The following is a 15101-nucleotide window of genomic DNA, read 5'->3' as shown; positions in this document are numbered from 1 at the left end:
GGAGGAGGAGCAAGGCATGACAGACACCACGAGCGGTTCCGCGCGCGGGTCGAAGTCGGAGAAGGCCGGGAAGGGCGCCAAGGCCCCCAAGACCGGTCTGCGGCTGGAGCGGATCTACACCACCCCTGGGGTCCACCCGTACGACGCGGTCACCTGGGAGCGCCGCGACGTCGTGATGACCAACTGGCGCGACGGGTCCATCAACTTCGAGCAGCGCGGCGTCGAGTTCCCCGACTTCTGGTCGGTGAACGCCGTGAACATCGTCACCAGCAAGTACTTCCGCGGCGCGGTCGGCACCCCGCAGCGCGAGTGGAGCCTGAAGCAGATCATCGACCGGGTGGTGCTCACCTACCGCGCCGCCGGCGAGAAGCACGGCTACTTCGCGTCCCCGGACGACGCCGAGATCTTCGAGCACGAGCTGACGCACGCCCTCCTCCACCAGGTGTTCAGCTTCAACTCGCCGGTCTGGTTCAACGTCGGCACCCAGCAGCCGCAGCAGGTCTCCGCCTGCTTCATCCTGTCCGTCGACGACTCCATGGAGTCGATCCTCGACTGGTACAAGGAAGAGGGCATGATCTTCAAGGGCGGCTCGGGCGCCGGCCTGAACCTGTCCCGGATCCGCTCCTCCAAGGAACTGCTCTCCTCCGGCGGCAACGCCTCCGGCCCGGTCTCCTTCATGCGCGGCGCCGACGCCTCGGCCGGCACCATCAAGTCCGGCGGCGCGACCCGCCGGGCCGCCAAGATGGTCGTGCTGGACGTCGACCACCCGGACGTCGAGGCCTTCATCGAGACCAAGGTGAAGGAGGAGGAGAAGATCCGCGCCCTGCGCGACGCCGGGTTCGACATGGACCTCGGCGGCGACGACATCGCCTCCGTCCAGTACCAGAACGCCAACAACTCGGTCCGGGTGAACGACGAGTTCATGACCGCGGTCGAGAACGGCACCGGCTTCGGCCTGCGCGGCCGGATGACCGGCGAGGTCATCGAGACCGTCGACGCCAAGGGCCTGTTCCGCAAGATGGCCGAGGCCGCGTGGGCCTGCGCCGACCCGGGCATCCAGTACGACTCGGTGATCAACCACTGGCACACCTGCCCCGAGTCGGGCCGGATCAACGCCTCCAACCCGTGTTCCGAGTACATGCACCTGGACAACTCCAGCTGCAACCTGGCCTCGCTGAACCTGATGAAGTTCCTCCGCGACGACGACAGCTTCGACGCGCAGACCTTCGCCAAGGTCGTCGAGCTGGTCATCACCGCGATGGACATCTCCATCTGCTTCGCCGACTTCCCGACCGAGAAGATCGGCGAGACCACCCGCGCCTACCGCCAGCTCGGCATCGGCTACGCCAACCTCGGCGCGCTGCTGATGGCCACCGGCCACGCCTACGACTCCGAGGGCGGCCGCGCGCTGGCCGGCGCCATCACCTCGCTGATGACCGGCACCGCCTACCGCCGCTCCGCCGAACTGGCCGGCGTGGTCGGCCCGTACGACGGCTACGCCCGCAACGCCGCCCCGCACCAGCGGGTGATGAAGCAGCACGCGGACGCCTCCGTCGCGGTCGCCCCGCTGGACGACCTGGACGCGCCGGTGTGGGCCGCCGCCAACACCGCCTGGGCCGACGTGGTCCGGCTCGGCGCGCAGAACGGCTTCCGCAACGCGCAGGCCTCGGTGCTCGCCCCGACCGGCACCATCGGCCTGATGATGGACTGCGACACCACCGGCGTCGAACCCGACCTGGCCCTGGTCAAGTTCAAGAAGCTGGTCGGCGGCGGCTCGATGCAGATCGTCAACGGCACCGTGCCGCGCGCCCTGAAGCGCCTCGGCTACCAGGACGAGCAGATCGAGGCGATCGTCGCGCACATCGCCGAGACCGGGAACGTCATCGACGCGCCCGGCCTGAAGGCCGCCCACTACGAGGTGTTCGACTGCGCCATGGGCGAGCGGTCGATCTCCCCGATGGGCCACGTGCGGATGATGGCCGCGATCCAGCCGTGGATCTCCGGCGCGATCTCCAAGACCGTCAACATGCCGGAGAACGCCACCGTCGAGGAGGTCGAGGAGATCTACTTCCAGGCCTGGAAGCTCGGCGTCAAGGCGCTCGCCATCTACCGCGACAACTGCAAGGTCGGCCAGCCGCTCTCGGCCAAGACCAAGGCCCCGGCGGCGGTCGCCACCCCGGCCCCGGCCGCGGCCCCCGCGGTCGAGAAGGTCGTCGAGTACCGTCCGACCCGCAAGCGCCTGCCCAAGGGCCGTCCCGGCATCACCACCTCCTTCACGGTCGGTGGCGCCGAGGGCTACATGACCGCCAACTCCTACCCGGACGACGGTCTCGGCGAGGTCTTCCTGAAGATGTCCAAGCAGGGTTCGACCCTCGCGGGCATGATGGACGCCTTCTCCATCGCCGTCTCGGTCGGCCTGCAGTACGGCGTCCCGCTGGAGACGTACGTCGCCAAGTTCACCAACATGCGCTTCGAGCCGGCCGGCCTGACCGACGACCCGGACGTGCGGATGGCGCAGTCCATCGTGGACTACATCTTCCGCCGCCTGGCCCTCGACTTCCTGCCGTTCGAGACCCGCTCCGCGCTCGGCATCCACTCCGTCGAGGAGCGCACCCGGCACCTGGAGACCGGCTCCTACGAGCCGATCGAGGAGGAGCTCGACGTCGAGTCGCTCGCCCAGTCCGCGCCGCTCGCCGCCGAGAAGCCGCACGTCGCCCTCCCGGTCGTCGAGCAGCCCAAGCCGGCGCCCGCCGCGCACAACTCCACGGAGCTCGCCGAGATCCGCCTCGGCCTGAACGCCGACGCGCCGCTCTGCTTCTCCTGCGGCACCAAGATGCGTCGCGCCGGCAGCTGCTACCTCTGCGAGGGCTGCGGCTCCACCAGCGGCTGCAGCTGACGGTCGCTCAGGAACCGTCCTGAGCAGCTGACCTGACAGGGCGTCCCCCCGGATCCTCCGGAGGGGCGCCCTGTTCGTGCTGCGGCGGACCGCTCACTGCATGGCGGCGTGGTGCGGGTGGTCGAACGAGGTGGGGCAGACGTAGAGCTGCAGGGTGTAGCCGCGGCCGATCTGCACCATCGGCGGGTCCGACGGCCGGCGGTGCCCGACCGGGTCCGGCGGGGGCCGGCGGTCCTCCAGCGGGATCCAGCTGCCGCTCCCGCCGTCCCACTCCCCGGAGTCGACGGTGAACAGCGGCCGGTACGCGGCCCCGCAGTCCGCGCACTCCATCGGCCAGGGGTCGCAGAAACTCCACGGGCCCCAGCCGCCGACCTTCCAGCCCGGCGCGACCGACAGCTCGTACTGGTAGTACGCGCCGCCCGGGCCCCGGTCGCCCTCCGGGTGCTGCGCGGCCTCGCCCCACGCGTACAGGCGGTCCGCGAGTTCCTTGGGCAGTTCGAGCGGCGCCGGGTACTCCGTCACCGCCTCCGGGTGCAGCGCGCACGGCTCGGGCACGTAGTGGCCGTAGTGGTCGACGTCCAGGGGCGCCGGTGGATCGGCGAGCAGCGCGCCGACGCCCGTGGAGTCGCGCCAGACCAGGTGGGCGGCGGGCAGCGCGTCGTCGTGGTCCAGCGGGCACACAGCACCTGCAGCAGGTCCGCCCCCTCGGGGCCGGTGAGCCCGGGGACGTCGCGCAGGTACAACTGGGCGACGGGAAGCAGCGGATTGGGCCCGGCGTGGGGCGGGTGCCCGGCCCGGAGCCGGTCGAGCAGGTCCCGCTGCGCCGGGTCGAGCAGGTTCTCCCCGGCCTCGCGCGGGCGCAGCCACTGCGCCTCCAGCACGGCCCGGCTCCGGCGGACGTCGTCGAGCGAGACGGGCGGGCTCCAGTGGTCGTGCGGCCGCGTGCAGACCGGCCACTGTTCGTCGGCCGGCCACAGCAGCGGGCCGCCCACCGAACTCTCGTGGACGCCCGGCTCGCCCGGCCGCGGGTGCAGGCGCACCGCCTGCCGGGCCAGCGGCGCCAACTCCGGGAACAGGGCCGCGATGTCGACCGGCCGGGGCGGAGTGGTTCTGGCCATGGGAGTCCTTCCGCAGCTGCTCGTCCGTACCGGCGGGCACTCTATGCGGCCGCGCCCACAGCGCCGCCGTCGCCCTTGCCGGGGCGAACTCGCTTGCCGGGACGATCAGTTCGCCCTCCTGCACCTGCCGCCGCCGCTCGGGTGGCCGGAGGTGCGGGGAGCCGGCGCCGGACGCCGGGGTCCGACCCCGTTCCCCCGGGTGCGTGGGCCGGGCTGCCGGAGGCGGGTGGCGCGGGCAGGCTGGGGGAGGAGAGGGGTGACGCGATGCGGCAGATCGTGGTGACGGGCGGGACGGGGACGCTGGGCCGGGTCCTGGTGCGCCGGCTGCTGGCGCGCGGGTGCCCGGTGCGGGTGGTGAGCCGGCAGGCGCACACGCCGGGGGAGCACGGCTGGGCGGTCGCCGACCTGGTGACCGGGCGCGGGCTGGGCGCGGCGTTGACGGGCGCCGGCACGGTGGTGCACTGCGCGACCACCAACGGCAGGCGGGACGTGGACGCCACCCGGCGGCTGGTCCGGGCCGCCCGCGAGGCCGGCGTCCCGCACCTGGTGTACGTGTCGATCGTCGGTGTGGACGCGGTGCCGCTCGGCTACTACCGGGCGAAGGCGGAGTGCGAGCGGCTGGTCGCCGAGTCCGGTCTCGGCTGGACGGTGCTGCGCGCCACCCAGTTCCACGACCTGCTGGTGCGGATGCTGGACGGGCTGTCGAAGGCGCCGGTGCTGCTGCTGCCGCGCGGCGTGGCGTTCCAGCCGGTGGACGTGCGGGACGTCGCCGAGCGGCTGGCGGACCTGGCGGAGGCCGCCCCGGCCGGGCGGGTGGCGGACTTCGGCGGCCCGCAGGTGCGTCCGGTGGAGTCGCTGGCGGAGGAGTTCCTGCAGGCCAGGGGCCGTCGGCGGCCGGTGCTGCGGGTGCCGATGCCGGGCGGGGCGGTGAAGGCGCTGCGGGCGGGCGGGAACCTGGCTCCGGAGCACGCGGACGGGCGGATCACCTTCGCGGAGTACCTGGCGGAGCGGTACTGATTTCCGTCAACCAGGGTTGACGCACCGATCGGTGTCAACCTATGTTGACACCATGAGCGAGACGAGACAGCTCGCGGCCGACGCGAGCAGCGGCGACCCGGCGATCGGCCTGCGCGCCGTCCGGGCCCTGCGCGACCTGGCCGACCGGCTGGAGGAACTCCAGGTCGGCAACGCCCGGGGCAAGGGCTGGTCCTGGCACGACATCGCGGTCTGCCTGGGCGTCACCAGGCAGGCGGTGCACAAGAAGTACGCCAAGCGGACGACGGAACGCGGAGGGGACTGAGATGTTCGAACGGTTCGCGACGGAGGCCCGTCGCACGGTGACGCTGGCGGGCGACGAGGCGCAGCGGCTGGGCCACCGCCACCTGGGCACCGAGCACCTGCTGCTCGGCCTGCTGGCCCAGCCGCAGGATCCGACCGCCCGGCTGCTCGGCCGCTTCGGCCTGGACCTGGACGCCGGCCGGCTCGCGGTGGCCCGCGCGCTGGGCGGCCCGGACCCCGAGCGCGACGGCGCCGCGCTGGCGACGATCGGCATCGACCTGGCGGCGGTGCGCGAGGCCGTCGAGTCGACGTTCGGCCCGGGCGCGCTGGACGCCCCGCCGGCCGGCGGGCGCTCGCGGTGGAGCGGGCCGCGGTTCACCGACCGGGCCAAGCGGGTGATGGCGCTGTCGATGCGGGCCGCGGCCGACGGGCGGGTGCGGCGGATCGAGACCGGCCATCTGCTGCTCGGCCTGATCCGCGAGGGCGGCGGCATGGCCGTGCGGCTGCTGCGCGAGCGGGGTGTGGACCTGGCGGACCTGGAGCGGGAGGCCGAGGCGATGGCGGCGGACGGTCGGGCCGAGGCCTCGTAGCACAGCGCGGTCACAAGTGGGGCGCCGGTCGATGAAGGTCGAACGCGCTCCTTGGCGTGGGGTGACCCGTGGGTTAACGTCTTTGAGCCAGCGATCAGCTGGGTACACCCACATCTCCGGTACAGCGCAGTGTTGTGTTCGTCTTACGGCTGGCATGTCCATGCCCTGGCAAGGAGGACCGCATTGACCACCCCTGTGACCACTGGACGCCGGCGGCTACTGGCTGTCCCGGCCGTTCTGGCACTGGCACTGACAGCCGCCTGCTCCAACAGCTCCTCGTCCGGCGGCGGGAGCGGCTCGTCGGCCGCCGCGCTCACCGGTGACTGCGCCAAGTACCAGGCGTACGCGGGCCATTCGGGCACCAAGGTGTCGATGTACGCGTCGATCCTGGCGCCGGAGTCGGACTCGCTGGAGAAGTCCTGGGCCGACTTCAGCTCGTGCACCGGCATCAAGATCGTCTACGAGGGCTCCAACGACTTCGAGTCGCAGCTGCCGGTCCGGGTGGCCGGCGGCAACGCCCCCGACCTGGCGATCATCCCGCAGCCCGGACTGCTCGCCCAGATGGTGAAGAGCGGCAAGGTGGTCAAGCCCCCGCAGCAGACCGTCGACCAGGAGAACAAGTGGTCGCCGATCTGGAAGACCTACGGGTCGGTCAACGGCACGTTCTACGCGGCGCCGATGAGCGCCAACATGAAGTCCCTGGTCTGGTACTCCCCGAAGGCGTTCAAGGCCGCCGGGTACGAGGTCCCGAAGACCTGGGCCGACCTGATGGCGCTCAGCGACAAGATCGCCAGGGCCGGGGCCATGAAGCCCTGGTGCGGCGGCATCGGCTCCGGCACCGCCACCGGCTGGCCGGCCACCGACTGGCTGGAGGAGGTCGTCCTCGGCAGCTACGGCGGCGACGTCTACGACCAGTGGGTCAGCCACAAGGTGAAGTTCTCCGACGAGAAGATCACCACCGCGATGAAGACCGTCGCCGACTGGATGCAGAACCCGGCCTGGGTCAACGCCGGCTTCGGCGACGTCAAGTCGATCGCCACCACCACCTTCCAGGACGCCGGCACCCCGATCCTGCAGAACAAGTGCGGGATGCTCCAGCAGGCGTCCTTCTACCGGGCGCAGTGGCCCAAGGGCACCGACATCAGCCCCGACGGCGACATCTTCGCCTTCCGCCTGCCGGCGGTGAACCCGCAGGTCACCAGCCCGGTCGAGGGCGGCGGAGAGTTCGCCGCCGCGTTCTCCGACCGGCCCGAGGTGCAGGCCGTGCAGAACTACCTGTCCAGCTCCGACTGGGCGAGCAGCCGGGTGAAGGTCTCGCCCGGATGGGTGTCCGCCAACCAGGGCGTCGACAAGAGCCTCTACACCGACCCGATCGACAAGCTGTCCGCCGACGCGCTCACCGACCCGGCGGCCACCTTCCGCTTCGACGCCTCCGACCTGATGCCCGCCGCCATCGGCGCCGGCGCCGAGTGGAAGGCGCTCACCGCCTGGTTCGCCGAGGGCCAGTCGATCCAGAAGACGGCCGCCGACATCGACGCCGCCTGGCCGCAGTAGCCCGGGAACCCCGGGCAGCGCGGGCGGAGCCGTCCGCCCGCGCTGCCCTCCCCACGCCCTGCGGCCACCCGAACGCCCTGAGATCACCAGGTCTTGAGGAAGGACCCCGCGCATGCCCACCGACACCCGGCTCGCCGGGCCGGCGCTCCACCTCGCGGACTCGCTCTGGCAGGACGCGGCAGTCAAGTTCGGCAACACCGCCGGCGCCGTACTGGGCTTCGCCGGCCTCCTGCTGGCCGTCTTCTTCGCCGCCGGCCGCGCCACCGGACGGTTCTCCCGGCCGCTGGCGATCGTGCTGATGCTCGGCCCGGCGATCGTGCTGCTGCTCACCGGCCTGGTGGTGCCGCTGCTGCGCACCGTCGCGTTGAGCTTCCTGGACGCCGACAGTGCGAAGTTCGTCGGCGGGAAGAACTACGGCTGGGCGCTGACCAGTTCACCCATCCACGGGGTGCTGCTGAACACCCTGCTGTGGCTGGTGATCGCCCCCCTCGCGGCCACCGGGCTCGGCCTCGCGCTGGCCCTGATGGTGGACCGGATGCGCGGGCAGGCGATCTACAAGTCGCTGATCTTCATGCCGATGGCGGTCTCCCTGGTGGCCGCCTCGATCGTCTTCAAGCTGGTGTACGAGTCGCGCGGCGCCGGCCAGAACCAGGTCGGCCTGCTCAGCCAACTCGCCGTCGCGCTCGGCTGGGACGACCCGCCGAACTGGATCCTGTCCCAGCCGCTGAACAACTTCCTGCTGATGGCCGTCCTGGTCTGGGTGCAGACCGGCTTCGCCATGGTGGTGCTGTCCGCCGCGATCAAGGCCATCCCGGACGAGATCACCGAGGCCGCCCGGCTCGACGGGGCCACCGGGCTGCGGCTGTTCCGACACGTCACCGTGCCGATGATCCGCACCACGCTGGTGGTGGTGCTCACCACCATCATGATCATCACGCTGAAGGCCTTCGACATCGTCCGCACCATGACCGGCGGCAACTTCGGCACCCAGGTGCTCGCCAACGAGATGTACTCGCAGAGCTTCGAGCAGTACAACTACGGCCGCGGCAGCGCCCTCGCGGTGATCCTCTTCCTCGCGGTGGCCCCGCTGGTGGTCTACAACATCGCCCTGCTGCGCAAGGAGCGTGCGACCAGATGAGCGCCCAGCCCGCCCTGGCCCCCACCGAGGCCGCGAAGCCCGAACTGCCGCCCGCGAAGGCCGTCCGACGGTCCTTCAGCAGCCCGCTGGCGAGCGCCCTGGTGGTCGCCGTGACCGCCCTGTGGACCATCCCGACCGTCGGCCTGCTGGTCACCTCGCTGCGCCCCAAGGGCGACGTCGCCGCCACCGGTTGGTGGGAGGCGTTCGTCCACCCCGACCTCGGCCTGGAGAACTACCGGTCGGTGCTGTTCGACAACTCCTTCGGCACCTCCGGCGGCCTGATGCCGTACCTGGTCAACTCGGTGGCGATCAGCATCCCCGCCACCGTCTTCCCACTGGTGCTGGCCGCGATGGCGGCGTACGCGCTGGCCTGGGTGCGGTTCAAGGGGAGCGACACCCTGTTCTTCGTGATCTTCGCGCTGCAGATCGTGCCGTTGCAGATGGCGCTGATCCCGCTGCTGCGGCTGTTCTCCGGCGGCGCCCACCTCGGGTCGGTGACGGTGATCCCGGCACTCAACCTGAAGGACACGTACCTGCCGGTGTGGCTGACCCACACGATGTTCGCGCTGCCGCTGGCGATCTTCCTGCTGCACAACTTCATCGCCCAGCTGCCCCGCGACCTGATGGAGGCCGCCGTGGTGGACGGGGCCTCGCACTTCAAGATCTTCCGCTCGATCGTGCTGCCGCTGAGCGCCCCCGCGCTGGCCTCGTTCGCCATCTTCCAGTTCCTGTGGGTGTGGAACGACCTGCTGGTGGCGCTCACTTTTGCCGGCGGCAATCCGACCGTCGCACCGATGACCTCCCGGCTGGCCCAGTTGTCCGGCTCGAACGGCAGCCGCTGGGAACTGCTGTCGGCGGGCGCCTTCCTGTCGATGGTGGTGCCGCTGGCGGTGTTCTTCGCGCTCCAGCGCTACTTCGTCCGCGGGCTGCTGGCCGGGTCGGTGAAGGGCTGAGCCGTTCATTCAGGTGTTGAACACATTGAGCTGTGTTGAAGGTGTGCAGACATACTGGTCGGATGCGGAGCGTTCGCGTTCGAGTTGGCCGGAAGTCGTGGCTGTGATGTGAGGGTTCTGCGGACGCGCCGGGGTTGGAGCCGATAGGACGGAGGACGGCACTTCTGCCGTTCATCCGGTCATCCGACCTTGGGGGGTTGGCGTGAGGTTCAGAAAACGGCTCGCCGGGCTGCTCGTGGCCCTGCTCGCATCCACCGGACTGATGGCGGGGCCCGCGGCACACGCGGACACCACCGCCGTCCTCGGCAACAACGCCACCGGCACCGCCACCGACTCCGGCGACTCCAACTACATCAACACCTCGCGCTTCGTGACCGGCGCCGGCGGCGGAACGGTCAACAGCGTCAGCGTGTACGTGGGCGCCGTCGGCGCCACGCCGAACGACCAGTACCAGGTCGCGGTGTACGGCGACGTCGCCGGCAAGCCCGGCCCGCTGCTCGGCGCCTCCACCTCCGGCACGCTCACCGCGCACACCTGGAACACCCTGCCGGTCGCCGCCACCCTGGCGCCCAACACGCCCTACTGGCTGGCGTACAACTCCAACGGCGTCTCCGCCGCGGTCAACAACCTCAACTACGCCACCGGCGGCCAGAGCGGCTACTCCACCGGCGGCCAGGCCTTCGGAACCTGGCCCAGCAGCTTCGGCGCCGTCTCCACCGGCAACCTCAACTACTCGATCTACGCCACCTACACCCCGTCCGGCGGCGGCAGCACCACGCCCGGCAGCGGCCCCGGCAACGAGGGCCCGATCCTGCTGGTCACCGACCCCGCCAACCCGTACACCTCGTACTACGGCGAGATCCTCAAGGCCGAGGGCCTGAACTACTACAAGACCGCCGACATCGGTACCGTCACCGCCGCCACCCTCGCCTCCTACGACGTGGTGCTGCTGGCGGAGAACCAGCTGACGGCCGCCCAGACCACCATGTTCACCACCTGGGTGAACGGCGGCGGACGGCTGGTCGCGATGCGGCCCGACAAGCAGCTCGCCGGGCTGCTCGGCCTCACCGCCACCACCGACACGCTGGCCGACTCCTACCTGAAGATCGACACCACTGCCGCGCCCGGCCTCGGACTGACCTCCGACACCATCGGCTACCACGGCACCGCCGACAAGTACACGCTGAACGGCGCCACCGCCGTCGCCACCCTGTACAGCGACACCGCCGTGGCCACCACCAACCCGGCCGTCACGCTGCGCACCGCCGGCACCGGCCAGGCCGCCGCGTTCACCTTCGACCTCGCCAAGTCCGTGGTGCAGACCCGCCAGGGCAACATCGCCTGGGGCGGCCAGCAGCGCGACAACGTGGACGGCATCGAGGCCAGCGAGATGTTCTTCGGCACCGGGGGACAGCTCAACTGGAACAACCTCGACAAGGCGCAGATCCCGATCGCCGACGAGCAGCAGCGCCTGCTCGCCAACCTGATCACCACCATGGACGCCGCCAAGAAGCCGCTGCCGAAGTTCTGGTACTTCCCCCGCGACGTCAAGGCCGTCGTGGTGATGACCGGTGACGACCACGGCATCGGCGGCACCACCGGACGCTTCGACGGCTACATCGCGCAGAGCCCGGTCGGCTGCAACGTCGCCAACTGGGAGTGCGTGCGCGCCTCGTCCAACGTCTACGCCAGCGGACCGATGACCGACGCCCAGGCCAAGGCCTACTCCGACCAGGGCTTCGAGATCGGCACGCACATCACCACCAGCTGCACCCCGTGGGGCACGCCCACCGACCTGGCGAACGTCTACACCACCCAGATCGCCGCCTGGAAGGCCAAGTTCCCCTCGCTGCCCAACCCGGACAGCACCCGCACCCACTGCGTCGAGTGGGACGACTGGGCCAGCCAGGCCAAGACCAAGCTCGCCAACGGCATCCGGCTGGACACCGATTACTACTACTACCCGGGCAGCTTCGTGCAGGACCGGCCCGGCTACTTCAACGGCACCGGCCTGCCGATGAAGTACGCGGACACCAACGGCGCCACCATCAACGAGTACCAGGCCACCACCCAGCTCACCGACGAGTCCGGGCAGTCCATGCCGGGCACCGTCAACACGCTGCTGGACAACGCCTACAACGCCAAGGGCTACTACACCGTCCTGACCGCCAACATCCACACCGACTACGCCGCCTCCACCGCGTCCGACCAGGTCATCGCCGCGGCCAAGGCGCACGGAACCCCCGTGGTCTCCGGCCGGCAGCTGCTGAACTGGCTGGACTTCCGCAACGGCTCCGCGTTCTCCGGGATGGCGTGGAACGCGAACACGCTGAGCTTCAGCATCACCGGCGGCGCGAACGGCCTGCGGGCCATGGTCCCGGTCAACTCGGCGGGCGGCACCCTCACCGGCATCAAGCAGGGCACCACGGCCGTCAACTACCGGATCGAGACCATCCACGGCATCACGTACGCCTTCTTCGACGGCAACGTGGGCTCCTACACCGCGACCTACGGCACCGACACCGTCCCGCCGACGGTCACCGGCTCCGTCCCGGCCAACGGCGCGACCGGCGTCGCCGCCACCGCCCCGGTGAAGGCCTCCTTCAGCGAGCCGGTCCAGGCCGCGACCGTCACCTCCGCCAACGTCACCCTGAAGACCACCACCGGTGGTACCGCGGTGGCCGGCACCGTCGCGCTGGACGCCGCGACCAACACCGTCACCTTCACCCCGACCGCGGCCCTCGCGCTCAACACCGGCTACACGCTGGGCATCGCCAACGTGAAGGACCTGGCGGGCAACACCCAGGCCGCCGCCTACTCCGCGGCCTTCACCACCGCCGGCGCCCCGCCGCAGACCATCGGCAACAACGCCATCGGCACCCAGCTCGACGACACCAACTCCAACCACCTCAACGGCTCGAAGATCACCACCGGCGCCGCGCCGATCGCGCTCACCTCGCTGAACGCGCACATCGGCCAGACCAGCGCCTCGCCCAACAACCAGTTCCAGATCGCCGTCTACAGCGACAACGGCGGCTCGCCGGACGCCCTGCTGGCCACCAGCTCGGTCGGCGTGCTGAGCTCCAACGCCTGGAACAGCGCGACCATCAGCTACACCCTGGCCGCCAACACGACCTACTGGCTGGTCTACAACTCCAACGGCACCAGCTCCACCGTCAACAACATGCACTACAGCTCCGGCCCCGCCGGGTCCGGCGTCTACAGCAGCGCGAGCGTCCCGTTCGGGACCTTCCCGGCGAGCTTCGGAACCGCCGTGAAGGACAACCTCGTGTACTCGCTGTACGGCACCTACTGATCGGCAGCTGTTGATCGGCGCTTGCTGATCGGCGCTTGCTGAGCGGGACCTGCTGAGCGGGACCTGCTGAGCGGGACCGTTGTCCCTGGCTGTACTCCCGCTGCCGGGGCGGTTTGTGTCACAACTCTGTGACCAAGCCGCTCCGGCGGCTTTTTGAACCTGTTCAGAAGTGGTGCCCGGGTCCTAGAGTCACCGGCACGAACAGGCGTGCGGCTGGCCGAAGGTCGGCGCGCGCCCGCATTCTGAGGGGGTTTCATGTCGCAGTCGTCCGACTCCAGCGACAGCACCGGTTCCGGAGGATCGGGCGGCACCGCCGGCGTTGGTGGCCCTGGCGGCACTGCCGGTGTTGGTGGCCCTGGCGGCACTGCCGGTGTCGGCGGCTCCGGTGGTTCCGCCGGTGTAGGCAGCTCCGGCAGCTCTGGCGGTTCCGGTGGCCGGCCGCAGTCCGGGGCGGGGGCGAGCGGGGGGCCGCGGCCGTTCGACCCGTTCGCGCCGCCCCCGACAGCCGGAGTGGGAGCGGTGCCGCGGCCCGGGGCGTTCGCGAAGGGAGCACCGGTCGGGGCTGCTGCCGGGCCTGTGACAGGCGGCAACCCGTACCAGTACCGGCCGGTGGATCCGCTGCCCGAACCGGAGTGGCTGCGGCCCAGCAAGCCCCGGGCCGCTGCGCCCGCCCGTCTGCGGGTACTGATCGCGGCCGCGGTGTCCGGTCTGGTCAGCGCGCTGGTGCTCGGCGACGGACTCGGCATCAACCTGCTGCTCTGCGCCGCTGCGGGCGCGGCCGGCGCCGGGATGACCGCACTGGGCACCGGACGGCGGATCAAGCCGTGGCACCTGGTGTTCGCCGTGGCGGCGCTGCTGCTCTGCGTGGTGCCGGCCGTCAGCGGTGCGGACGGGGCGGTGATGCTCGCCGTGCTCTCCGCGATCTGCCTCGGCTCGCTCACCCTGCACGGCGGCGCCCGCTGGATCGGGGTGGCGATGGGATCCATCGGACTCTGGGCGCACTTCATGCCCGGGCTCGCCTGGGGACTCCGGACGCTGAAGGAGCGCCGCTTCCCGGCCAGGGCCCGCGTCGGGCAGGTGGTCAAGGCCGTCGGCGTCTCGCTGCTGCTGCTGGTGGTCTTCGGCACGCTGTTCGCCGGCGCCGACTCCACCGTCGCCGACCTGCTCGCGCACCTCGTCCCCTCGGTGGAGCCCGGGGAGACCCCGCTGCGCTTCGTGTTCTTCGCCGGCGGAGTGCTGCTGGCCCTGGGCGCCGCGCACGCCGCCGCCGCCCCGCGCCGCTGGGACCGGACCGAGATCCGCGCCGGCAAGGAACGCGGACGGCTGGAGTGGGCGATGCCGCTGGCGGTGATGAACCTGCTGTTCGGCACCTTCGTGGTGGTGCAGCTGGTGGTCCTGATCGGCGGCTACGGCTCGATCATGCGCCGCACCGGGATGACCCCTGCCGCGTACGCCCGCCAGGGTTTCTGGCAACTGCTCTGGATCGCCGTGCTCACCCTCGTGGTGGTCGCGCTCGCCAAGTACTGGGCGCCGCGCAGCAACGCGGGCGACCGGCGGCTGGTGAAGGTGATGCTCGGACTGCTCTGCACACTCACCCTGGTCGTGGTCGGCACCGCGCTGGTCCGGATGAGCCTGTACATGGACGCCTTCGGACTCACCCGCCTGCGGGTGAACGTCGCCGCGGTGGAGATCTGGCTCGGCCTGGTCTTCCTGATGGTGCTGTGCGGCTCGGTGCTCTCCTCCCGCCGTTGGCTGCCCCGTGCGGTCGTGCTCAGCGCGGCGCTGGCCGTGGCGCTGTTCGGCCTGCTGCGGACCGACGGCCTGATCGCCGAGCAGAACGTCGACCGCTACCGCACCTCGGCGGCCCGCCTCGACCTCGCCTACCTGCGCGGCCTCTCCGTCGATGCCGTGCCCGTGCTGGACCAACTGCCCGACGACCTGCGCACCTGCGCGCTCCAGCCGATCGCCGCCGAGCTGGCCGACGAGCCCGCGCCCTCCTGGTACGCCATGAGCCGGGCCGAGGCCCGCGCCCGCGAGATCCTCGCGGCGCACCCCGTGGTCTGGGACCGCGGCCAGGCCTGCCGACGGGTCGGGCTGGTCGAGGCGGGGAGCGAGTACCGCTGACGGTCGGTGGCGGTGGGAGGGTGGGGGCCGGTTGGTCGGCTGGCTCGGCTTGGCGGTTGGTGGCCGCTGCTTGGCGGGTGCTGACTGCCGGTGCCGGGCGCGGGCGCTGACTGCCGGTGCCGGGCGCGGGTGCC

Annotated in this window: 11 protein-coding genes; 9 read left to right on the top strand and 2 right to left on the bottom strand. The window is 71.0% G+C overall.

The window, feature by feature from the left end:
* Positions 1-16 precede the first annotated feature (16 nt).
* Entirely contained in the window at positions 17-2896 is a 2880-nt protein-coding gene (locus tag ACI1MP_RS12925; protein WP_404868719.1) for a vitamin B12-dependent ribonucleotide reductase, read from the top strand.
* A gap of 93 nt (positions 2897-2989) precedes the next feature.
* Here ACI1MP_RS12925 and ACI1MP_RS12920 read toward each other — a convergent pair whose 3' ends face one another.
* Positions 2990-3451 carry a hypothetical protein gene (locus ACI1MP_RS12920; protein ID WP_404868718.1) on the bottom strand — a complete coding sequence of 154 codons (462 nt, stop codon included), beginning with the start codon at positions 3449-3451 and terminating at the stop codon, positions 2990-2992.
* The gene (locus tag ACI1MP_RS12915; protein WP_404868717.1) at positions 3415-4014 is read right to left on the bottom strand and encodes a hypothetical protein; all 600 of its coding nucleotides are present in this window, start codon (positions 4012-4014) and stop codon (positions 3415-3417) included. The genes ACI1MP_RS12920 and ACI1MP_RS12915 overlap by 37 nt, the downstream gene beginning before the upstream one ends.
* 264 nt (positions 4015-4278) lie before the next feature.
* On the opposite strand from ACI1MP_RS12915, the gene ACI1MP_RS12910 reads away from it, so the two are divergent.
* The 8 genes from ACI1MP_RS12910 to ACI1MP_RS12875 all read left to right on the top strand — a co-directional run bounded on the left by ACI1MP_RS12910 (position 4279) and on the right by ACI1MP_RS12875 (position 14967).
* Positions 4279-5031 (top strand): SDR family oxidoreductase, encoded by a 753-nt coding sequence (locus tag ACI1MP_RS12910; RefSeq protein ID WP_388000173.1) that lies wholly within the window; start codon positions 4279-4281, stop codon positions 5029-5031.
* 52 nt (positions 5032-5083) lie between these two features.
* A complete protein-coding gene (locus ACI1MP_RS12905; RefSeq protein ID WP_043909817.1) occupies positions 5084-5314 on the top strand; it encodes a hypothetical protein in 231 nt (76 codons plus the stop codon).
* 1 nt (position 5315) lies between these two features.
* Positions 5316-5882, top strand: coding sequence for a Clp protease N-terminal domain-containing protein (locus ACI1MP_RS12900; RefSeq protein ID WP_404868716.1), 567 nt, complete (start codon positions 5316-5318; stop codon positions 5880-5882).
* 183 nt (positions 5883-6065) lie between these two features.
* Complete coding sequence (locus ACI1MP_RS12895) at positions 6066-7436, top strand: ABC transporter substrate-binding protein (protein WP_404868715.1); 1371 nt, start codon at positions 6066-6068, stop codon at positions 7434-7436.
* A 112-nt stretch (positions 7437-7548) separates the two neighbouring features.
* Entirely contained in the window at positions 7549-8574 is a 1026-nt protein-coding gene (locus ACI1MP_RS12890; protein ID WP_380342342.1) for a carbohydrate ABC transporter permease, read from the top strand.
* Positions 8571-9527 (top strand): carbohydrate ABC transporter permease, encoded by a 957-nt coding sequence (locus tag ACI1MP_RS12885; RefSeq protein WP_380342340.1) that lies wholly within the window; start codon positions 8571-8573, stop codon positions 9525-9527. Before ACI1MP_RS12890 ends, ACI1MP_RS12885 begins: the two co-directional genes overlap by 4 nt.
* A gap of 202 nt (positions 9528-9729) precedes the next feature.
* Complete coding sequence (locus tag ACI1MP_RS12880; RefSeq protein WP_404868714.1) at positions 9730-12843, top strand: Ig-like domain-containing protein; 3114 nt, start codon at positions 9730-9732, stop codon at positions 12841-12843.
* Between the two features lie 576 nt (positions 12844-13419).
* Positions 13420-14967, top strand: a complete 1548-nt coding sequence (locus tag ACI1MP_RS12875) for a DUF4153 domain-containing protein (RefSeq protein ID WP_404868713.1) — start codon at positions 13420-13422, stop codon at positions 14965-14967.
* Positions 14968-15101 lie beyond the last annotated feature (134 nt).

It is taken from the genome of Kitasatospora griseola, from assembly GCF_044999035.1.
Lineage (GTDB): Bacteria > Actinomycetota > Actinomycetes > Streptomycetales > Streptomycetaceae > Kitasatospora > Kitasatospora griseola.
This window is presented reverse-complemented; position numbering and strand designations above follow the sequence as displayed.

Bases quoted from the DNA above. Each gene is read 5' to 3' on its own strand.
- ACI1MP_RS12890 (WP_380342342.1), top strand. From the start codon at position 7,549: ATGCCCACCGACACCCGGCTCGCCGGGCCGGCGCTCCACCTCGCGGAC.
- ACI1MP_RS12905 (WP_043909817.1), top strand. From the start codon at position 5,084: ATGAGCGAGACGAGACAGCTCGCGGCCGACGCGAGCAGCGGCGACCCG.
- ACI1MP_RS12915 (WP_404868717.1), bottom strand. From the start codon at position 4,014: ATGGCCAGAACCACTCCGCCCCGGCCGGTCGACATCGCGGCCCTGTTC.
- ACI1MP_RS12885 (WP_380342340.1), top strand. From the start codon at position 8,571: ATGAGCGCCCAGCCCGCCCTGGCCCCCACCGAGGCCGCGAAGCCCGAA.
- ACI1MP_RS12900 (WP_404868716.1), top strand. From the start codon at position 5,316: ATGTTCGAACGGTTCGCGACGGAGGCCCGTCGCACGGTGACGCTGGCG.
- ACI1MP_RS12910 (WP_388000173.1), top strand. From the start codon at position 4,279: ATGCGGCAGATCGTGGTGACGGGCGGGACGGGGACGCTGGGCCGGGTC.
- ACI1MP_RS12925 (WP_404868719.1), top strand. From the start codon at position 17: ATGACAGACACCACGAGCGGTTCCGCGCGCGGGTCGAAGTCGGAGAAG.